This window comes from Amycolatopsis sp. NPDC043889 (assembly GCF_056435645.1).
The window spans coordinates 101,696-120,905 of record NZ_JBWKEC010000017.1; the positions used below are offsets into that span (position 1 = coordinate 101,696).

Sequence of the window (19,210 nt, forward strand, 5' to 3'; positions counted from 1 at the left end):
GTCAGGGCCCGGAACCACTTCGATCCGCGGAGTCGGCCGGCTTCGTCCGGAAGGTGTTGTGCGTCCACACGAGCGCGCTCGCGGCGGCGACTCCGCCCAGGAACACCAAACCCCTGTCGCTGAAGAGACCCACCATGATCATGAGGATCGCGGTGACTTCGGCGACGACGAGCACGGCCCACCAGGTCTGGACGCTCGCCGGACGCTTCACCTGGTCGAAGGCCGCCACGAGGTCGGGATCGCTCGCGGTCAGGTCTTCCTCGATCTTCTGCAGGACGCGGCGGTCTCGGTGTAGCACGATGCCTCCTTTGTCGTCGTGTACCCGCGCGTACCCGTCGAGGCCCGGAACAAACAGGCCGGTTCGCGGCGTCGGCTTCCGGGGAGCCGAACGCCATGGACCCGGTGTCGGAGGCAAGGCGGGCGGCGTGGCCACTCCGTGATCCGCGAGATCTGGACGAGGTGCTGGAGAGGACCTCGTCAGCTCGATATGTGCTGATCGGCGAGGCGTCGCACGGTACTTCGGAGTTCTGCTCGTGGCGCTCCGAACTGACGAAACGGCTGCTGGCCGAACAGGATTTCGCTTTCGTAGCCGTGGAAGGTGACTGGCCGGACTGCCATCGGCTGCACTGCTGCGTGGCAGGGCCCCGGTGACGCTGCCGACCGCGTCGTCCCGTCGACAGAATCGGTCATGAAGTTCATGCATCGCCTCTTGACCCTCGCCGTGGTCATGGCCGCGACACTTCTCAGCTCGCCTCCGGCCTCCGCCATCGGCACACCGAGGCTGCTCATCGGACAGGACTTCCCGGACCCCGACATCGTCAAGACCGACTCCGGCTACTTCGCCTTCTCCACGAGCACCGGTGCGGTGAAAGTGCCCTATGCGCACGCTCCGGCGCCGGAAGGTCCGTGGCGGGTGGCCGGTGACGCTCTCGCGGCCGCACCGCGGTGGGCGAAACCGGACAGCGGGTCCTGGGCTCCCGATGTGACCCGGCTTTCCGACGGTACGTTCCTGCTCTACTTCTCGGCGGCGGTGGCTCCCGGAGGGGAGATGTGCATCGGCGTCGCGACCGCCGCGAAGGCCGAAGGGCCGTACACGCCTGCCGGAGACGGTCCACTGATCTGTGTCCCCGGCGACGGCGGTGACATCGACCCGCAGACCTTTGTGGACTCGGACGGCTCGCGGTACCTGATCTACAAGAGTGACGGCGCGGCGGTCGGTCCGCCTGCCGCGATCTGGTCACAGAAACTGCTCGCCGACGGGCGGACACCGGACGGTCCGCGGATCGAGCTCCTGCGCGCCGATCTCGCGTCGGAGAACGCGGTCGTCGAAGCACCGTCGGTGGTGAAGACGGCGAGCCGGTACTTGTTGTTCTACTCCGCCGACACGTTCCAAAGTTCCGGCTACCACAAGGGATATGCCTCCGCGCCCGCGCTGAGCGGGCCGTTCGTGAAAGCCGGTACACCGTTCCTGTCCACCGATCTGCTCGGCGGCAAGGTCGACGCACCGGGCGGGGCTGACGTCGTCGACGGCCATATCCACTTCCACGGCTGGCTCGGGGGTGGCCGCACCGCCCGCGGGATGTACCAGCTGCCCATCGGATTCCCGAACGATGTTCCCCAGCTCGGCTGAGAAGGTTTCATCGCCGACGTTCGGGTATCCGCACGGTGAAACCGACCGAAGGAGCACCGGCGATGACAGCCCAGCCGCCCGACCCGGAACCCGAGAAAACACACCGCGAACCAGGAGGTGGTGTCGCACCGGGCGACACGCCGCCCGACTCGGCTCAGACGTCAGGGCTATCGCATCCGCAGCCGATGCCCTCCAAGGCGATGCCTGTCGCCTGGCTGATCCTCATCGGTGTTCTCGTCGTCCTGGCGAGCGGGTTCGTCGTCGCGCTGGCGCTGGGATGGCTCAAGCTGGGCTGACCACGGGCAGGCATTCGTCGAGCAGGCCGACGACGTCGCGCCACGCCCGTTCCGCGTGCCGCGCGTGGTAGGCGACGCCCGGGAGCACGGCGTGGTCGACCGTGGGATGATGGAAGGCGTGCTGGGCGCCGCCGTAGACCACGAGCCGCCAGTCGACGCCCGCCTCCTGCATTTCCGCGGTGAACGCCTCTCGCTGCGCGGGCGGCATGATCGGGTCTTCGGATCCGACGCCGGCCCAGACCGGGCAGCGGATGCGCGCCGCTTCGCCCGGACGGCCCGTGGTCAGTGCGTTGATCGTTCCGATCACGCGCAGGTCGACACCGTCCCGGCCGAGTTCCAGCGCGATCGCGCCGCCGGTGCCGTAGCCGATGGCGGCGATCCTGTCCGGGTCGGCCCGCGGCTCCGACCGCAGCACCTCGAGGGCCGCGTGGCCGATCTCCCGCATCCGATCCGGGTCGGCGAGCAGGGGCATCGCATACGCCAGCATCTCGTCGGGGTCCGAGAACCAGCGCCCGCCGTTGATGTCGAAGGCCAGCGCCACGTACCCCAACCCGGCGAGAGCGTCGGCCCGGCGTCGCTGGAAATCGTTCAGCCCCGGTCCTTCCGGCCCGATCAGGACCGCGGGACGGCGGTCGGCACCGGTAGGGAGCGCGAGGTGCCCGACCATCGTCAGTCCGTCGGCGGGGTACTCGACCGTGCGTGTGGTGACCGGCATGAACCGGACTCTAATGATCGCCGGACCCGGCCGGGCGGGTGTTCACGGACAGCGGAACCGCGTCGTGCGGTCCGTCCACTGTGGATTCCTCGGCGCGAGAAGGGATCAGGCGGAACAGAGCCATCGCGCTGATCATGCTGACGCCGCAGATCGCGGCCAGGTACCAGGTGATGCCGGCGGTCGAGCCGGTGGCGTTGAGCACCGCGGTGGCGATCATCGGAGCGAGCCCGCCGCCGAGGATCGCACCGCCCTGCAGCAGCAGGGACATACCGGAGAACCGGACGTTGACCGGGAAGGTGTCCGCGATGATCGCGCCCTGCACGCAGTGGGTGATCGGGACGACCAGGCCCATACCCGCCAGCGCGAGCATCGCGAGAACGGTGTTCCCGGTGTTCAGCAACGGGAAGAACGCGAGGCACCACAGCAGGAGCGCGGCAGACCCGGCGACGAACATGGTGCGCCTGCCGTGGCGGTCGGCGATCCGGGTCCAGATCGGAATGGTGGCGAACCACAGCACGGCCGATCCGGTCACCGACAGGATCAGGAACTGCCGGTCGTAGTGGAGGTTCTGGGTTCCGTAGGACAGGGTGAAGACCATGAACACGTAGGCGACCGCCGAGTTCGCCACGCCGACCAGCAAGGTGAGCGCGAGCCTGCCGAAGCCGACCTTGAGTGCCGCGCCGAGCGGGAACCGGACCACCTTGTCGTCCTGAGCCGCCCGGGTGAACGACGGTGATTCGGTGATCCTCAGCCGGATCATCAGGCCGATCGCGACCAGTACGAAGCTCAGGAGGAACGGGATTCGCCAGCCCCACGCGGCGAACGCGCTCGCGGGCATCACCGCGCTGCTGCCGAGGAACAGCAGATTCGCCAGCACCAGACCGGCAGGCGTGCCCATCTGCGGGAAGCCGGCATACCGGTTCCGTTGATCGGCGGGCGCGTGTTCCATCGACATCAGAGTCGCTCCCGCGCCTTCGCCTCCGAGCCCGATGCCCTGCACGATCCGCATCGCGACCAGCAGGATCGGCGCCCAGATGCCGATCGCCTCGTAGTTCGGGATCAACCCGATCAACGTGGAGCCGACGCCCATCAACATCAGCGACACCACCAGCGTGGACTTGCGGCCGATCCGGTCGCCGAAGTGGCCGAACACCAGACCGCCGAGCGGGCGGGCGATGAACCCGACGGCGAAGGTGCTGAACGCGGCGAGGGTGCCGACCGTGGGGCTCAGCGAGGGGAAGAACTGCTTGTTGAAGATCAGCGCGGACGCGGTGCCGTAGAGGAAGAAGTCATACCACTCGAGGGTGGTCCCGGCGAGCGTGGCGGCGGCGATCTTGCGGGGCGCGGGTGCGTTCATCTGCGAAAACCCAATCGACTCGGGCGACAGCCGATCGCGGCTGCTGGCGATTGGGCAGAAGCCTGACACCGTGAGGCATAGGCCACAAATGCCGAATTGGCGGTCTGCCATGTCTAAATGGGCATAGCTTGGGCGGGTGGGGATGCGCCCGGTCCCGCAACACGCTCGCTGGACCGTCGTGAGTGACGATTCGTGTTCTAACCCGAATCGCCACTCACGAGGCGTTCGGTGGGCTCGGTACCGGAGCGCCGATGCCGCCCGAAGTACATGAAGGCCCCCCTTCCTTGTGCCAGGCGCACGGAAGGGGGGCCTTCATGTACTTCGGCAAGGTGTGAAGGTCGAGTTTCCTCGCCTGAGCCGAGGGAAGGGGGGCCTTCACGCGCGGCCGCTGTGCCTGCCGTGGTCGCTGGTACACCTGGGACGAGAGCGGCGACCCTGAAGGTCCGTGAAGGCCTCCTTCACTACCCTCAGGGTAGGTAAGGAGGCCTTCACGGACCAGGCCCGGGGTGGCGTTCGCGTGGCTGAGTGGACGACTCCACGAGTCGTACGTCCAAGCACGCGTGTCGTCCATCGCGAACCTCCGGAACCCAACGCTGCGGTATGCCCTCCAGGGTATAGCTAGCGAGCAGATACGCATTTGTTCCGCATGGCGCGGCCCGTCAGAGTGAACGCCATGACGCAGTCAGTGCGGTGGATCCGCAACTTCGTGGACGGTGAGTTCGCCGCGCCGGACGGGCCGGGGTTCCCGGCGGTCGATCCGGCGACCGGCGCGGAGTTCGCCCGGGTGCACGAGGCCGACCGGGAGCTGGTGCACCGCGCGGTCACCGGTGCGCGCGCCGCGTTGCACAACGGCTGGGCGGACACTCCGGTGCGGGAGCGGACCGCGTTGCTGCGCCGGGCGGCCGACCGGATCGAGGCCCGGTTCGAGGAGTTCGTCGCGGCCGAGGTCGCGGACACCGGGAAGCCGGTCACCCAGGCCCGCGAACTGGACGTGGCCCGCGCGGTGGCGAACTTCCGCACGTTCGCCGACGTGATCGCGGCCGCCGGCCAGGAATCGTTCGTCACCGATCTGCCCGGTGGGGCGCAGGCGCTGAACTACGCGGTGCGCAAGCCGCTCGGTGTGGTCGCGGTGATCGTGCCGTGGAACCTGCCGCTGCTGTTGCTGACCTGGAAGGTCGCGCCCGCGCTCGGCTGCGGCAACGCGGTCGTGGTCAAGCCGAGCGACCAGACCCCTTCCACGGCGACCCTGTTGGCCGAAGTACTGGCCGAAGTCGGCCTGCCCGCGGGTGTCTACAACGTGGTGCACGGGTTCGGGGGCGACTCGGCGGGCCAGTTCCTGACCGAGCATCCCGGTATCGACGGGGTGACGTTCACCGGCTCGTCGGCCACGGGAACCCAGGTGATGCGCACGGTAGCGCCCCGGGTCCGGCCGGTCTCGTTCGAGCTTGGCGGTAAGAACGCCGCCATCGTGTTCGAGGACGCGGATCTCGACGAGACGCTCGCCGGGCTGACCCGGTCGGTGTTCGCGAACACCGGGCAGGTGTGCCTGTGCACCGAGCGGGTGTACGTGCAGCGTTCGGTGTTCGAGGACGTGGCGGCAGGGCTGGTGGAGCGGGCGCGCGAGCTGCGGCTCGGCGACCCTTCGGCGGAGGAGACCACCACCGGCCCGCTGATCTCGCCGGAGCACCGGCGCAAGGTGCTGGACTACCTCGCGCTGGCCGAGCAGTCCGGCGCCAAAACCCTGACCGGCGGCGGGATTCCCGAGCTAGGACCGGAACTCGACGGCGGCTCGTGGCTGGAGCCGACCCTGTGGACCGGCCTGACCAACAAGGACCTGCCGGTGCGGGAGGAGATCTTCGGCCCGGTGGCCGCGCTGATCCCCTTCGACACCGAGGCCGAGGCGATCACGTTGGCCAACGACACCGAATACGGGCTGGCTTCCTCGGTGTGGACACAGGACCTGCGCCGGGGGCACCGGGTCGCGCAGGCCATGCACGTCGGCATGTCCTGGGTGAACACCTGGTTCCTGCGCGACCTGCGCTCGCCGTTCGGCGGAATGGGGCTTTCCGGTATCGGCCGGGAGGGCGGCGCGTCTTCGCTGCACTTCTACACCGAGCCGACGAATGTGTGCGTGCGGCTGTGAGCGCGCCGATCGAGGCGGCCGCCGCCCGTCTCACGACCGCGGCGAGCACCGCGACCCCGTGCCCGCCGGTGCGGGAATTCCTGGGCATGCAAGACGTCGACACCGCCTATGCGGTGCAGCGCAGACTGCGTGACGAGCGGGTCGCGGCGGGTGCCAGGGTGGCCGGGGCGAAGATCGGGCTGACGGCGCCTTCGGTGCAGCGGCAGTTCGGCGTGTACCAGCCGGACTTCGGCGTGCTCTTCGACGACATGCTGTACGCGCACACCGAACCCGTTCCGTATCGGCGGTTCCTGCAACCCCACGCCGAGGGCGAGATCGCGTTCGTGCTCGGCCGCGATCTGGACGTGCCGGGCGCCTCGGTCGTGGACGTGCTGCGGGCGACGGAGTTCGTGCTGCCCGCGATCGAGATCGTGGACTCCCGGATCGAGGCCTGGGATCTGTCCATCGTGGACACGGTGGCGGACAACGCGTCCAGTGGCGCGGTGGTGCTGGGATGCACCCCGGTCTCGTTGACCGGCCGGGATCTCGCCGCGATCGGGATGACGTTGGAGCTGGACGGTGAACCGGTGTCGTACGGCGCGGGCCACGCCTGCCTCGGCTCGCCGGTGGTCGCGGTCGCTTGGCTGGCTCGCGAGCTGGCCGCCCGCGAGCAGCCGTTGCGCGCGGGCGATGTCGTGATGTCCGGGGCGCTCGGCCCGATGGTGCCGGTCACGGGAGCGGGCCGGTTCCGGCTGCGGCTGGACGGGCTCGGCGAGGTCGACGCGGTGATCGAGGAGGAGACTCAGTGACAGCAACGGTTCCGGTCGCCGTCATCGGCTCCGGCAACATCGGCACCGATCTGATGATCAAGGTGCTGCGGTTGTCGAAGACGCTGCGGATGGCCGCGATGGCGGGTATCGACCCGGCCTCGGACGGGCTGGCCAGGGCCGCCAGGCTCAAGGTGGCCACCACCCACGGCGGTATCGACGGCCTCGCCGGGCTGCCGGAGTTCGCCGACGTACGGGTGATCTTCGACGCGACCTCGGCGGGTGCGCACCGGCGGCACGCCGAGGTGGCCGAGGCGCACGGCAAGCTGATGATCGACCTGACCCCGGCCGCGCTCGGTCCGTTCGTGGTGCCGCCGGTGAACCTCGACGAGCACCTCACCGCGCCGAACGTGAACATGGTGACCTGCGGCGGACAGGCCACGATCCCGATCGTGGCCGCGGTGTCCTCGGTCGCCCCGGTCGCGTACGCGGAGATCGTCGCGTCCATTTCGTCCCGCTCGGCAGGGCCGGGAACCAGGGCGAACATCGACGAGTTCACCGAGACCACCGCGGCCGCGATCCGCGAGGTCGGCGGTGCCGCGATGGGCAAGGCGATCATCGTGCTGAACCCGGCCGACCCGCCGATCGTCATGCGCGACACGGTGTACTGCCTGGTCGAGGGGGAGCCGGACCGGGAGAAGATCGCGGCGTCGGTCCGGCAGATGGCCGAGCAGGTGCGCGAGTACGTGCCCGGCTACGCCCTGAAACAGGAAGTGCAGTTCGACCAGGTGCACCGGCAATGGGTGCCCGAGCTCGGCCGGGAGATCTCCGGGTTCAAGGTCTCGGTGTTCCTCGAAGTGCTCGGCGCGGCCCACTATCTGCCGGACTACGCGGGGAATCTCGACATCATGACCTCGGCGGCGCTGCGCACGGCCGAGCGGATCGCCGAACTGAGGGGGTGGCTCGTATGAAGGTCTACCTCCAGGACGTGACCTTGCGCGACGGCATGCACGCGATGGGGCACGCGTACACAGTGGACCAAGTCCGGCGGATCGTGTCCGCCGTGGACAAGGCCGGGGTGGCGGCGATCGAGGTCGCGCACGGCGACGGGATCGGCGGGTCCAGCGCGACGTACGGATTCGGCGCGCACACCGACGCGGAATGGATCACCGCGGCCGCGGAAGTGATCGAGAACGCCACGCTGACCACGTTGCTGCTGCCCGGCATCGGCACCATCGGCCAGCTGCGCCGCGTCCGCGACCTCGGGGTGCGCAGCGTGCGGATCGCCACTCACTGCACCGAGGCCGACGTCGCCGCACAGCACATCGCCTGGGCCCGCGAGCAGGGCATGGACGTGTCCGGATTCCTGATGATGAGCCACCTTTCCACGCCGGCCGCGCTCGCCGAACAGGCCAGGCTGATGGAGTCCTACGGCGCGCACTGTGTGTACGTCACCGATTCCGGTGGGCGGTTGACGTTGGGCGGGGTCGCCGAGCGGATCGACGCGTACCGGCAGGTGCTCGGCCCGGAGACGGAGATCGGCATCCACGCGCACGAGAACCTTTCCCTCTCGGTGGCGAACAGCGTGACCGCGGTCGAGCACGGCGCCTACCGGGTGGACGTCGCGCTGGCCGGGCAGGGCGCGGGGGCGGGCAACTGCCCGGCCGAGCCGTTCGTCGCGGTCGCCGACCTGCTCGGCTGGGAGCACGGCGCGGACCTGTTCGCGTTGCAGGACGCGGCGGACGATCTGGTCCGCCCGCTGCGGGAACGGCCGGTCCAGGTGGACCGCGAGACACTCACCCTCGGTTACGCCGGGGTGTACTCGAGCTTCCTGCTGCACGCCGAACGCGCGGCCGCGCGCTACGGACTGGACACCCGGCGGATTCTCACCGAGGTCGGCAGGCGGAAGCTGGTCGGCGGGCAGGAGGACATGATCGTGGACATCGCACTCGACCTGGTACGGAGCGGCACATGATGGCCACCGCGGAGATCTCGGCGCTCGCCGATCGGCTGGACACCGCGCGGACCACGTGCGCGGACACGCCGAGCCTCGCCGACGATCACGAGATCGGCATCGCCGACGCGTACGCGATCCAGGCCGAGCTGGTGGCCCGCCGAGAGGCGCGTGGCGAGCGGGTGCTCGGCGTCAAGCTGGGGCTGACCAGCAAGGCGAAGATGGCGCAGATGGGTGTGTCCGAGGTGATCGCCGGCAGGCTCACCGACGAGATGCGGGTCGCCGACGGCGGCGAGGTCTCGTTGGCGGGCTTCATCCATCCGAAGGTCGAGCCGGAGGTCGCGTATCGGCTGGCCCGAGACGTCGACTTCAACGACCCCTCGTTCGATGTGGAGTCCGCTGTGGATGCGATGGCGCCGGCGATCGAGATCATCGACTCCCGGTACCGGGACTTCCGGTTCACTTATACCGATGTGGTCGCGGACAACACTTCGGCTGCCGGGTTCGTGCTCGGACCGTGGCGCGCGTTCGGGGAGGCAGCGAACCGGGCGGTGCGGCTGCGGTCCGGGGACCGTGAGGTGATCGGCTCGACGGCGGCGATCCTCGGCGATCCGGTGCGTGCGCTGCACGCGCTGGTCGAGCTGTGCCGGAAACGGGACATCCCGTTGCGGGCCGGGCAGGTGGTGCTGGCCGGGGCGGCGACCGAAGCGGTGCCGTTCGCGCCCGGCGTCGCCGAGGCGGACATCGCCGGACTCGGCCGTGTTTCGATACGGGGGCTGGCATGAGCGGGCGGGTGATTTCGGGGCTGGCCAAGCCGAGGGGCCGGTTCCCGCATGTGAAGGTCGCGGGAGATCTGGTCTTCGTGTCCGGTACCAGCTCCCGACGCCCGGACAACACGTTCGCCGGCGTCGAGGTGGACGAACTCGGCACCACGAACCTGGACATCCGGGCACAGACCCGCGCGGTGATCGAGAACATCCGCGGCATCCTGCACGACGTCGGCGCCGACCTCGCCGACATCACACAGATCACCACCTTCCTGGTTTCGATGAACGATTTCGGCGGCTACAACGAGATCTACGGCGAATACTTCGACGAAACGGGCCCTGCCCGCACGACGGTCGCGGTGCATCAGCTGCCGCATCCGCATCTGCTGATCGAAATCCAGGCAATCGCTCATCTACCGAAGAACACGGAGGTCCCGCGATGACCGACATTCCCGAGGTCGTCAATTTCCAGGCCTGGATCGCCGAGCACGAGCATCTGCTCAAGCCGCCGGTGAACAACCGGACCATGGCGCTCGGCAACGATTTCATCGTGCAGATCGTCGGTGGGCCGAACCAGCGCACCGACTTCCACGTCGACCCCTATGAGGAATGGTTCTACCAGCTCAAGGGCAACATGCACGTGGACATCATGACCGGCGAAGGCCAGAAGACCATCCGCATCTCCGAGGGCGACACGTGGCTGCTGCCGGGCGATATCCCGCACTCGCCGCAGCGCCCGGAGGCCGACTCGATCGGCCTGGTCATCGAACGCGTCCGTGAGGAGGGCACGCTGGAGAAGTTCCAGTGGTACTGCCTCGAATGCGCCGCGCTGGTGCACGAGGTGGAACTTCAGGTGCGCGACATCGTCGAGGATCTGCCACCGGTCTTCACCGCCTTCTACGGTGACGAGCAGGCCCGCACCTGCGGCGGCTGCGGCGCCCTTCACCCCGGGAAGGGCTGAGATGACCGGCCTGATCGACATCCATACGCATTACGTGCCGAACGGCTGGCCGGATCTGCGCGCGGACGCCGGACCGGACGCGCCGTGGCTGCGCGCGGAGACCGAGTCCGAGGCGATGATCATGATGGGGGACAAGGAGTTCCGTCGGATCGCCGCGGACTGCTGGAACGCGGAGACCCGGCTGCTGGACATGGACGCCGACGGCGTGCGCTCCCAGGTGGTCTCCCCGACGCCCGCGTTCTTCAACTACGGCCGGACTGGTGAGCAGGCGGGCCGGATCGCCCGGATCTTCAACGATCTGGCGCTGGAGATCGTCGCACCGGCGCCGGACCGGCTGATCCCGTTCTGCCAGGTTCCGTTGCAGGATCCCGACGCCGCGTGCCGCGAATTGGAACGCTGCCTGGCAGCGGGGCATCGCGGGGTGGAGATCGGCAACCACGTCGGCGATCAGGATCTGGACAGCGCCGGGGTGGAGACCTTCCTGCAGCACTGCGCGTCGCTCGGGGTTCCGGTGTTCGTGCACCCGTGGGACATGACCGATTCGCCCCGGCTGGATCGGTGGATGGCCCGGTGGCTGACCGCGATGCCCGCCGAAACGCACCTGTCGATCCTGGCGCTGGTGCTCGGCGGGGTCTTCGACCGGATCGACGCGAGCTTGCAGATCTGTTTCGCCCACGGCGGCGGGTCGTTCGCGTTCTGGCTCGGCCGGATGGAGAACGCCTGGCATCGGCGGAACGACGTGATCGGCACTTCGGAGTTCCCGCCGTCGCACTACCTCGATCGGTTCCACGTCGACTCGGTGGTCTTCGACGAGCGGGCGCTGCGGCTGCTCGTGGACACGCTCGGCGCCGAGCGGGTGATGGTCGGCAGCGACTACCCGTACCCGCTCGGCGAACGTCCGGTCGGCGAGGTGGTGCGCAAGAGCGGCTTCTTGAGCGAGACCGAGCGTCAGCTGATCACCAGCGGGAACGCCGAACGCTTCCTGTCCCTGTCGTGATCGGACAGTCCTAATGCGACATGGCGGTGGCGACGTCGGTCAGGCTGCGGATCAGCGCGTCCACCGACGGGCTGAGCGTGCGCTGGGCGGGCAGGGTGAGTCCGACGCTGTGCCCGATGGGTTCCAGCGCCAGTGCGACCCTGGTGATCCTCGGATCGTCCTTGGTGATCAGGCTGGGCAGGGCGGCGATCACGTCGGTCTCCAGCAGCAGCTGCCGCACGGTGAGGAACGAGGTGGTCTCCACCCGGTTCGCGGGCAGCGGGAAGCCGTTGCGGGTGAACAGCTGCTCCAGCTCGCGGCGCAGCGCGGTCTCCGCTCCGGGGAGGATCCACGGGTACTCGGCGAGGTCGGCCAGCTCGACGCCGGTCGCGCCGGCCAGCGGATGCGCGGTGCGGACGACCAGATCCACCGATTCGTCGTACAGCTTGCGCCGCTCGATCCGCTCGTCCGAAGGCGCTGTCAGCCTGCCGATGATCAGGTCGACCCGGCCGGCCTCCAGCTCGACCAGCAGGGCTTCGGGAGAACCTTCCCGGACCACGATGGTCAGGTACGGCCGCTCGGTCTTGATCGCCGCGATCGCGCGCGGCAGCAGCATGTTCGATCCCGCGAGATGGGTGCCGACCACCACCGTGCCGCGTTCGGCGTCGGCCAGCTCGGCGACGTGCCGCCCGGCCTGCTCGAGCTGGGCGAGCACCGCGCGGGCATGCCCGGTGAACGCCTCGCCGAACACGGTCGGGGTGATACCGCGCGGGCCGCGTTCGAACAACCGCACGTCGAGGATCTCTTCGAGTTCGTGCAGACTTCGGGTCGCCACCGGCTGCGTCACGTGCAACTCGGCGGCGGCCCCGACCACGGTGCCCTGCCTGGCCAGCGCGTCGAGCAGGACGAGGTGGCGGAACTTCAGTCGGCCGTCCAGCAGGCGAGGCAAGATCACCAGCCGATCCTACCCGCGAGGTGCGTATGACCACGATTGTCCGAACAGGACCGATTCGCTATGCCACAGCGGCGCGGTTCGCGCTGCCGGTCGCCGTTTCGGAGCAGACGCCGTCCAGCGGTGAGCTCAGTCCGCAACCGCCGTCCCGGCTGGACCGCGTGATGGGCCCGCCGCGCGATCGCCTGCCTCAGGGTGAGGACTGTCTCAACCTGATGATCAGCACCCCCGGCGTGGATGACGGACGCAGGCCGGTGCTGGTGTGGCTGCACGGTGGGGGATTCTCCAGCGGTGGTGGGTTGCTGGACTGGTACGACGGCGGCGCGCTGGCGGCCGAAGGTGACCTGGTGGTGGTCGGCGTCAACTACCGGCTCGGCGCGCTCGGCTACCTGTATCTGGACGGCGTCAGCCCCGGCAACCTCGGGCTGGCCGACCAGCTGGAGGCGCTGCGCTGGGTGCGGGCCAACATCGCGGCCTACGGCGGGGACCCGGACAACGTGACGGTCGCCGGGCAGTCCGCGGGCGGCATCTCCATCCGGCTGCTGATGGATCTGCCCGAGGCACGCGGCCTGTTCCGGCGGGCGATCCTGCAGAGCGCGCCGCTCGGCCTCGGCGCCCGCCGGCCCGAGCAGGCGGAGAAACTCGGCCAGGTGTTCGCCGACGCGCTCGGCACCGACCCGCGCACCGCCGGGATCTCGGAAATCCTTGCCGCGCAGAAGGAAACCGCGCTGACCAACCTGCGGCTCACCGGCGACCCGATGGAGCCCGCGTTCATTCCGGTGGACACGCTGGACAAGGCGTCCTTCGCGGACAACGTGCGCGACCTCGGCGTGCTGTACGGCTGGAACGCCGACGACATGACCGCGTTCCCCGGCGCCGCCGGCACCGACGAGATCTACGTCGAACCACTGGCCGCTTTCGGCGACCGTCTGCGCTCAGCCGGAGCGGACGTCTTCTCGTATCGCCTGGACTGGCGCCCCGAGGGATCCGAGTTCGGCGCCACCCACTGCCTGGAACTGCCGCTGCTGCTCGGTACCCGGCGGGCCTGGGAGGACAGCCCGATGCTCGGCAAAGTCCCGTGGTCCGAGGTCGACGCCTTCGGCGCTGCCCTCCGTGCCGTCTGGGCGACCTTCGCCCGCACCGGCACCCTCGACCCCGCTCCGGTCGCGGGCTACCCCATCCGGTTCGGCGCGCAACTCGCGTGATCGAAGCCGTAACTCGCGTGATTGAAGGCGTAACTCACGCATCGTGAGGCCCTCACATGCCTGGTGAAAAGGGCCTGACAGTAGAGGTGGGAGCGCGCCCGGTCAAGACGTTGTGCTGACCGGCCGCGCGGTCCTATCGTGTCGATCGAAGCGCTTCGACAGTTCGGATCACCGCGGATTCCGAGGGAGGCCACGATGGCCGGCGAGCATCACCGACTTCTCTGGAGGGAACCTCTGATGTCGAAGCGAGTACTGGCCGCCGCGATGGTCGCCATGCTGGCCATCGCGGGCTGCGGGTCCGGATCCGGCAGTGGCGACCCGAAGACCCTGAAGCTGTGGCACTACGAGCCCCCGGACAGCGCGATGGGCGTGGCCTGGGCCGAGGCGATCAAGCAGTTCGAAGCGAGCCATCCCGGCGTCAAGGTCGCCTTCGAGGAGAAGGGCTTCGAACAGATCCAGAAGACGGCACCGATGGTGCTCAATTCGGGCGACGCGCCGGACCTCCTGGAATACAACAAGGGGAACGCCACCGCGGGACTGCTGTCCAAACAGGGACTGCTGACCGACATCAGCGAAGAGGTCGCCAAACGCGGCTGGGACAAGCAGCTCACCCCGGCGCTCCAGACCACCGCCCGTTACGACGAGAACGGCGTGATGGGATCCGGCAACTGGTACGGCGTCCCGAACTACGCCGAGTACGTGAAGATCTTCTACAACAAGGACATGTTCGCGCAGCAGGGCCTCGAAGAGCCGACGACCATCGAGCAGCTGACCACGGCCATGGCCAAGTTCACCGGTGCCGGGATCACCCCGCTGGCCGTCGGCGGCTCGGAGTACCCGGCGCACCAGGTCCTGTACCAGCTCGCCCTCACCAAAGCCGATCGCGGCTGGGTGGACCGCTACCAGCGCTACACCGGCAAGGTCGACTTCCACGACGCCGCGTGGACCTACGGCGCGACGACCTTCGCCGACTGGGTGAAGAAGGGCTACATCAGCAAGGATTCCGCCGGGGTCGACGCCGAGGGCATGGGCATGTCGTTCATGCAGGGCAAGTACCCGATCATGATCAGCGGCAGCTGGTGGTACGGCAGGCTGGTGCAGAGCATCAAGGACTTCCAGTGGGGTTCGGTCCCGTGGCCGGGGATGACCTCGGGTTCCGCGGGCAATATGTGGGTCATCCCCAAGGGGGCGAAGAACCGCGACCTCGCGCTCGACTTCATCGCGATCACGATGTCCCAGCCCATCCAGGACAAGCTGCGTGAGGCAGGCGGTGTACCGGTGGTGAACGGCCCCACGCCACCGGCCGAGCCGCGCCTGAAGGATCTGGTCGAGGACTTCACCGCTCTGTCCACACAGGACAAGCTGGCGTTCTATCCCGACTGGCCCGCTCCCGGGTACTACGACGTCCATGTCTCGGCGACGCAGAAGCTCATCACCTCGAGCGCTCAGCCGTCGCAGGTGCTCGACGAGCTCGCCAAGCCCTACGAAGAGAATCTGGCGAACGTCGGCAAATGACCAGGGGACGGGGAAACTACCTGCTCTTCCTGATCCCCGGCGCGCTGCTGCTGATCGCGGTGATCCTGGTGCCGTTCGCGATGAACATCGGCATCAGCTTCACCCAGTGGTCCGGTGCGGGCGATCCGAAGTGGACAGGGCTGGAGAACTATCGGCGGTTGTTCGCGGACGACGTCTTCTGGGCGTCGTTCCGCCACAACCTCGGGCTCGTGGTGGCGATGGCCATCGTGCCGACGGTGGCAGGGCTGGTGATCGCGGCCGCGTTGTTCGATTTCGTGGCCAAGCGGTTCGGGACGCGGGCGGCCAGCGTGCTGCGGGCCTGTGTCTACCTGCCGCAGGTGCTGCCGATCGCGGTCGCCGGCATCGTGTGGAGCTGGATACTGGCCCCCGAGGGCGCGGTGAACGAACTCCTCTCCGCCGTCGGGCTCGGCTCGCTCGCCCAGAACTGGCTGGGCGATCCGGATGTCGCGCTGTGGAGCGTGATGGGCGTGATGGTGTGGATCCAGGTCGGCTATCCGGTGGTGATCTTCATGGCCGGGATGCAGCGTGCCGATCCCTCACTGCACGAGGCGGCGGAACTGGACGGCGCGTCGTGGTGGGGCCGGTTCTGGCATGTGACCGTGCCGCAGTTGCGGCCCGAGGTCTTCGTGGTCCTGCTGACCTGCTCCATCGCCGCGCTGAAGGTGTTCGGGCCGATCTACGTGCTGACCAGGGGAGGCCCCGGCGGGTCCACCAACGTGCCGTCGTATTACTCGTTCCAGAACTTCTTCGAGAAGACGCAGGTCGGCTACGGCGCGGCGATCGCGACCGTGCTCACCGTGCTGATCCTCGTGCTCACCACGGTGTTCCTCCGGATCCAGAGGCGGGGTGAGCACGCGTGAAACGGCACGTGACGCTCTGGTCGTTGATCGTTCTCGCGGTCGTGATGCTGGCGCCGTTCCTGGTCGTGGCGCTGAACGCGCTGAAGTCTCCGGCCGAATACGCGGCGGACGGCCCGCTGTCCTTTCCGGACGGCGTGTACCTGCAGGGGCTGATCGACTTCTGGGTCCGGGTCGGGTTCGGGCAGAAGCTGCTCAACAGCGTCGTGATCAGCGGGTCGGTCGCGGTGCTCGCGGTGGTGATCTCGGTGCTGAACGCCTACGCGCTGGGCATCGGCCGGGTCCGCGGCCGGACGTGGATCCTGGTCGCCTTCCTCATCGCGAACACGCTGCCGCAGGAAGCACTGGCGTACCCGCTGTACTTCCTCGCCAACGAGACCGGTCTCTACGACACGCAGCTCGGCGTGATCATCATCTTCACGATCATCCAGGCCGCGTTCGGCACCTATCTGCTGTCCTCGACGTTCGTCGGATTCCCGCACGAGCTGCTCGAAGCCGCCTATCTCGACGGCGCGAACAAATGGCAGACCCTGGTGCGGATCGTGGTGCCGATCAGCAGGCCGACGCTGGGTGTGCTGTTCGTGTTCTTCTTCATCTGGACGTGGAACGAGTTCTTCCTGCCGCTGATCCTGCTGATCTCCAACGACACTCAGACCGTCCCGGTCGCACTGGGTGTGCTGCAGGGCCAGCGGATGATGGACGCGACCATGACCAGTGCCTCGGCGTTGCTCGGGGTCATCCCGGCGATCGCCTTCTTCCTGATCTTCCAGCGGACGTTGACACGTGGCATCACGGCAGGGGCGGGCAAATGAAGTTCAGCAACGGATACTGGCTGTTGCGTGACGGGGTACAGGCGGCGCATCCGGTGGAGGTGTACGACCTCACCGCGGGGGACGGCCGGATGGTGGTGCACGCGCCGACCCATCGCATCCGCCACCGTGGGGACCTGTTGAAGGGACCGGTGGCGACGGTCGGGTTCTCCTCGCCGATGCCGGACGTGATCGGGGTGAGCGTCACGCATTTCGAGGGCGGGCTGCCGCGAGAGCCCCATTTCGAGCTGTCGGCCGTCGACGACGAGGCGAAAGTCTCCGAGGACGGGCACACGCTCACCGCGGGCGCGTTGTCGGTCCGGCTCCACCGCGGCGAAGGATGGAAGGTCGATTTCGTCGCGGACGACAAGGTGCTCACCACCAGCGGGGCCAAGGGCATGGGCTTCATGAGCCTCGACGGCGAGCACCATGTCCGTGACCAGCTGGACCTCTCGGTAGGAGCCCAGGTCTACGGGCTCGGCGAGCGATTCGGGCCACTGGTGCGCAACGGGCAGGTCGTCGACATCTGGAACGCCGACGCGGGCACGAGCAGCGAACAGGCCTACAAGAACGTCCCGTTCTACCTGACCAACGCCGGCTATGGCGTGTTCGTCGACCATCCGGGGCGCGTGTCCTTCGAGGTCGCCTCGGAAGCGGTGTCGCGGGTGCAGTTCAGCGTCGTGGGCCAGTCGCTGGAGTACTTCGTCATCTACGGCCCGAGCCCGAAGGAGATCCTGCGCAAGTACACGGCGCTGACCGGCAGACCGGCGCTCCCGCCCGCGTGGTCCTTCGGGCTGTGGCTGTCGACGTCGTTCACCACGTCCTACGACGAGGAGACCGTCTCGGGATTCGTCGACGGCATGATCGAACGCGACCTGCCGCTGAGCGTGTTCCATTTCGACTGCTTCTGGATGCGCGAGTTCAACTGGTGTGACTTCGAATGGGATCCGCGGACGTTCCCGGACCCCGTCGGCATGCTGGAGCGACTGAAAGCGCGTGACCTGCGCATTTCCGTGTGGATCAACCCCTATGTGGCGCAACGGTCACCGTTGTTCGCCGAGGGCGTCGCGGGCGGGTACCTGCTGCGGAAATCGAACGGCGACGTGTGGCAGTGGGATCTCTGGCAGCCGGGGATGGCGCTGGTCGATTTCACCAACCCCGCCGCGCGTGAGTGGTACGCGTCCAAACTGGACGCTCTGCTCGAACAAGGCGTGGACTGTTTCAAGACCGACTTCGGCGAGCGGGTGCCGACGGACGTCGTCTACTTCGACGGATCCGATCCCGAGCGGATGCACAACTACTACACCTATCTCTACAACCAGACGGTCTTCGACGTGCTCTGCAAACGGCGCGGGGAGGGCGAAGCCGTGGTGTTCGCGCGTTCGGCGACCGCGGGGTCTCAGCAGTTCCCGGTGCATTGGGGCGGCGACTGCGAGTCGACGTACGAGTCGATGGCCGAGAGCCTGCGTGGCGGCCTTTCCCTCGGTCTGTCCGGTTTCGGGTACTGGAGCCACGACATCGGCGGCTTCGAAGGCACCCCGGATCCGGCACTGTTCAAACGCTGGATCGCGTTCGGGATGTTGTCCTCGCACAGCAGGTTGCACGGCAGTTCGTCCTACCGGGTGCCGTGGCTGTTCGATGAGGAGGCCGTTGACGTCCTGCGGGTGTTCTCCAAGCTCAAGGCGCGGCTGATGCCGTACCTGTGGCAAGCGGCGGCACAGGCGGCGGCCGAGGGTACGCCGATGATGCGGGCGATGGCGCTGGAGTTCCCGGCCGATCCGGCGTGCGCCCATCTGGAGCGGCAGTACATGCTCGGCGACTCGCTCCTGGTGGCACCGGTGTTTTCGGACGAGGGCGAAGTGACCTACTACGTCCCGGACGGTGTGTGGACCGACTTCTTCACCGGCGACGAGATCCAGGGGCCGCGGTGGGTGACGACCGTCTGCGACATGCTCACCGTCCCGCTGCTCGTGCGTCCCAACACCGTTCTGCCGCTGGGTGCCGTCGACGACCGGCCGGACTACGACTATGCCGACGGCGTCACGCTGCGGCTGTACCGGCTGGAGGACGGCGCCGGGATCACCACCACCGTCGGCGGCTCGACGTTCCGCACGCGCAGGGAGGGCGACAGCGTCCACATCGACGTCGACGCCGCGCCCGATGGCTGGCAGGTGGCCTTTCCCGGGGGTGACGAGACGATCGTGGCGACGGGAAGCGCGTTGACGATTCGCGGCGCTGGGGCACCGAACTGAGTGTCGCGAAGCGGAGCCAAGGGCTCCGTGGATTCCGGGCGGAGTTGGTCCCAG

The 19,210-nt window shown here is 68.2% G+C and carries 20 protein-coding genes; 16 read left to right on the top strand and 4 right to left on the bottom strand.

What is annotated here, in order from left to right; genetic code table 11:
• Position 1: 1 nt before the first annotated feature.
• The gene (locus AC0685_RS27610; protein ID WP_478228191.1) at positions 2-298 is read right to left on the bottom strand and encodes a DUF3040 domain-containing protein; all 297 of its coding nucleotides are present in this window, start codon (positions 296-298) and stop codon (positions 2-4) included.
• Positions 299-393: 95 nt separating this feature from the next.
• Between AC0685_RS27610 and AC0685_RS27615 the strand changes: the two genes are divergently transcribed.
• From AC0685_RS27615 to AC0685_RS27625, 3 genes are all read left to right on the top strand, one after another.
• Complete coding sequence (locus tag AC0685_RS27615; protein WP_478228192.1) at positions 394-651, top strand: hypothetical protein; 258 nt, start codon at positions 394-396, stop codon at positions 649-651.
• Between the two features lie 37 nt (positions 652-688).
• On the top strand, positions 689-1,630 hold the full coding sequence (locus AC0685_RS27620) for a glycoside hydrolase family 43 protein (RefSeq protein WP_478228193.1): 942 nt from the start codon (positions 689-691) through the stop codon (positions 1,628-1,630).
• A gap of 62 nt (positions 1,631-1,692) precedes the next feature.
• Positions 1,693-1,926 carry a DUF6480 family protein gene (locus AC0685_RS27625; RefSeq protein ID WP_478228194.1) on the top strand — a complete coding sequence of 78 codons (234 nt, stop codon included), beginning with the start codon at positions 1,693-1,695 and terminating at the stop codon, positions 1,924-1,926.
• On the opposite strand, the gene AC0685_RS27630 is transcribed toward AC0685_RS27625, so the two are convergent.
• On the bottom strand, positions 1,913-2,641 hold the full coding sequence (locus AC0685_RS27630) for a dienelactone hydrolase family protein (RefSeq protein ID WP_478228195.1): 729 nt from the start codon (positions 2,639-2,641) through the stop codon (positions 1,913-1,915). The genes AC0685_RS27625 and AC0685_RS27630 overlap by 14 nt on opposite strands.
• Positions 2,642-2,651: 10 nt before the next feature.
• Positions 2,652-3,998 carry an MFS transporter gene (locus AC0685_RS27635; RefSeq protein ID WP_478228196.1) on the bottom strand — a complete coding sequence of 449 codons (1,347 nt, stop codon included), beginning with the start codon at positions 3,996-3,998 and terminating at the stop codon, positions 2,652-2,654.
• A 673-nt stretch (positions 3,999-4,671) separates the two neighbouring features.
• Here AC0685_RS27635 and AC0685_RS27640 point away from each other — a divergent pair.
• The 8 genes from AC0685_RS27640 to AC0685_RS27675 are packed head-to-tail and all read left to right on the top strand — an operon-like array spanning position 4,672 to position 11,566.
• Positions 4,672-6,141 (top strand): 2-hydroxymuconic semialdehyde dehydrogenase, encoded by a 1,470-nt coding sequence (locus AC0685_RS27640; protein WP_478228197.1) that lies wholly within the window; start codon positions 4,672-4,674, stop codon positions 6,139-6,141.
• Complete coding sequence (locus AC0685_RS27645; RefSeq protein ID WP_478228198.1) at positions 6,138-6,929, top strand: 2-keto-4-pentenoate hydratase; 792 nt, start codon at positions 6,138-6,140, stop codon at positions 6,927-6,929. The genes AC0685_RS27640 and AC0685_RS27645 overlap by 4 nt, the downstream gene beginning before the upstream one ends.
• A complete protein-coding gene (locus AC0685_RS27650) occupies positions 6,926-7,858 on the top strand; it encodes an acetaldehyde dehydrogenase (acetylating) (protein WP_478228199.1) in 933 nt (310 codons plus the stop codon). The genes AC0685_RS27645 and AC0685_RS27650 overlap by 4 nt, the downstream gene beginning before the upstream one ends.
• A complete protein-coding gene (dmpG, locus tag AC0685_RS27655) occupies positions 7,855-8,862 on the top strand; it encodes a 4-hydroxy-2-oxovalerate aldolase (protein ID WP_478228200.1) in 1,008 nt (335 codons plus the stop codon). Before AC0685_RS27650 ends, dmpG begins: the two co-directional genes overlap by 4 nt.
• Entirely contained in the window at positions 8,859-9,626 is a 768-nt protein-coding gene (locus tag AC0685_RS27660) for a 2-keto-4-pentenoate hydratase (protein ID WP_478228201.1), read from the top strand. Before dmpG ends, AC0685_RS27660 begins: the two co-directional genes overlap by 4 nt.
• Complete coding sequence (locus tag AC0685_RS27665; RefSeq protein ID WP_478228202.1) at positions 9,623-10,051, top strand: RidA family protein; 429 nt, start codon at positions 9,623-9,625, stop codon at positions 10,049-10,051. Before AC0685_RS27660 ends, AC0685_RS27665 begins: the two co-directional genes overlap by 4 nt.
• Complete coding sequence (locus AC0685_RS27670; RefSeq protein ID WP_478228203.1) at positions 10,048-10,569, top strand: 3-hydroxyanthranilate 3,4-dioxygenase; 522 nt, start codon at positions 10,048-10,050, stop codon at positions 10,567-10,569. Before AC0685_RS27665 ends, AC0685_RS27670 begins: the two co-directional genes overlap by 4 nt.
• 1 nt (position 10,570) lies before the next feature.
• Positions 10,571-11,566, top strand: coding sequence for an amidohydrolase family protein (locus tag AC0685_RS27675; protein WP_478228204.1), 996 nt, complete (start codon positions 10,571-10,573; stop codon positions 11,564-11,566).
• Between the two features lie 10 nt (positions 11,567-11,576).
• On the opposite strand, the gene AC0685_RS27680 is transcribed toward AC0685_RS27675, so the two are convergent.
• Positions 11,577-12,500, bottom strand: a complete 924-nt coding sequence (locus tag AC0685_RS27680) for a LysR substrate-binding domain-containing protein (RefSeq protein ID WP_478228205.1) — start codon at positions 12,498-12,500, stop codon at positions 11,577-11,579.
• 26 nt (positions 12,501-12,526) lie between these two features.
• Between AC0685_RS27680 and AC0685_RS27685 the strand changes: the two genes are divergently transcribed.
• The 5 genes from AC0685_RS27685 (at position 12,527) to yicI (ending at position 19,156) form a co-directional block, all read left to right on the top strand.
• Positions 12,527-13,702, top strand: a complete 1,176-nt coding sequence (locus AC0685_RS27685; RefSeq protein ID WP_478228206.1) for a carboxylesterase family protein — start codon at positions 12,527-12,529, stop codon at positions 13,700-13,702.
• A 237-nt stretch (positions 13,703-13,939) separates the two neighbouring features.
• A complete protein-coding gene (locus tag AC0685_RS27690; RefSeq protein WP_478228207.1) occupies positions 13,940-15,217 on the top strand; it encodes an ABC transporter substrate-binding protein in 1,278 nt (425 codons plus the stop codon).
• Positions 15,214-16,098 (top strand): carbohydrate ABC transporter permease, encoded by an 885-nt coding sequence (locus AC0685_RS27695; RefSeq protein ID WP_478228208.1) that lies wholly within the window; start codon positions 15,214-15,216, stop codon positions 16,096-16,098. The genes AC0685_RS27690 and AC0685_RS27695 overlap by 4 nt, the downstream gene beginning before the upstream one ends.
• Positions 16,095-16,907: a carbohydrate ABC transporter permease gene (locus tag AC0685_RS27700; protein WP_478228209.1), complete on the top strand. Its 813-nt coding sequence runs from the start codon at positions 16,095-16,097 to the stop codon at positions 16,905-16,907. The genes AC0685_RS27695 and AC0685_RS27700 overlap by 4 nt, the downstream gene beginning before the upstream one ends.
• Complete coding sequence (gene yicI / locus AC0685_RS27705) at positions 16,904-19,156, top strand: alpha-xylosidase (protein ID WP_478228210.1); 2,253 nt, start codon at positions 16,904-16,906, stop codon at positions 19,154-19,156. Before AC0685_RS27700 ends, yicI begins: the two co-directional genes overlap by 4 nt.
• Positions 19,157-19,210 lie beyond the last annotated feature (54 nt).

Excerpts from the sequence above, each read along its gene's own strand:
- AC0685_RS27625 (WP_478228194.1), top strand. The coding sequence starts at position 1,693 with ATGACAGCCCAGCCGCCCGACCCGGAACCCGAGAAAACACACCGCGAA.
- AC0685_RS27615 (WP_478228192.1), top strand. The coding sequence starts at position 394 with ATGGACCCGGTGTCGGAGGCAAGGCGGGCGGCGTGGCCACTCCGTGAT.
- dmpG (WP_478228200.1), top strand. The coding sequence starts at position 7,855 with ATGAAGGTCTACCTCCAGGACGTGACCTTGCGCGACGGCATGCACGCG.
- AC0685_RS27635 (WP_478228196.1), bottom strand. The coding sequence starts at position 3,998 with ATGAACGCACCCGCGCCCCGCAAGATCGCCGCCGCCACGCTCGCCGGG.
- AC0685_RS27670 (WP_478228203.1), top strand. The coding sequence starts at position 10,048 with ATGACCGACATTCCCGAGGTCGTCAATTTCCAGGCCTGGATCGCCGAG.
- AC0685_RS27630 (WP_478228195.1), bottom strand. The coding sequence starts at position 2,641 with ATGCCGGTCACCACACGCACGGTCGAGTACCCCGCCGACGGACTGACG.
- AC0685_RS27620 (WP_478228193.1), top strand. The coding sequence starts at position 689 with ATGAAGTTCATGCATCGCCTCTTGACCCTCGCCGTGGTCATGGCCGCG.
- AC0685_RS27690 (WP_478228207.1), top strand. The coding sequence starts at position 13,940 with ATGTCGAAGCGAGTACTGGCCGCCGCGATGGTCGCCATGCTGGCCATC.
- AC0685_RS27695 (WP_478228208.1), top strand. The coding sequence starts at position 15,214 with ATGACCAGGGGACGGGGAAACTACCTGCTCTTCCTGATCCCCGGCGCG.
- AC0685_RS27640 (WP_478228197.1), top strand. The coding sequence starts at position 4,672 with ATGACGCAGTCAGTGCGGTGGATCCGCAACTTCGTGGACGGTGAGTTC.
- AC0685_RS27685 (WP_478228206.1), top strand. The coding sequence starts at position 12,527 with ATGACCACGATTGTCCGAACAGGACCGATTCGCTATGCCACAGCGGCG.
- AC0685_RS27660 (WP_478228201.1), top strand. The coding sequence starts at position 8,859 with ATGATGGCCACCGCGGAGATCTCGGCGCTCGCCGATCGGCTGGACACC.
- AC0685_RS27665 (WP_478228202.1), top strand. The coding sequence starts at position 9,623 with ATGAGCGGGCGGGTGATTTCGGGGCTGGCCAAGCCGAGGGGCCGGTTC.
- yicI (WP_478228210.1), top strand. The coding sequence starts at position 16,904 with ATGAAGTTCAGCAACGGATACTGGCTGTTGCGTGACGGGGTACAGGCG.
- AC0685_RS27675 (WP_478228204.1), top strand. The coding sequence starts at position 10,571 with ATGACCGGCCTGATCGACATCCATACGCATTACGTGCCGAACGGCTGG.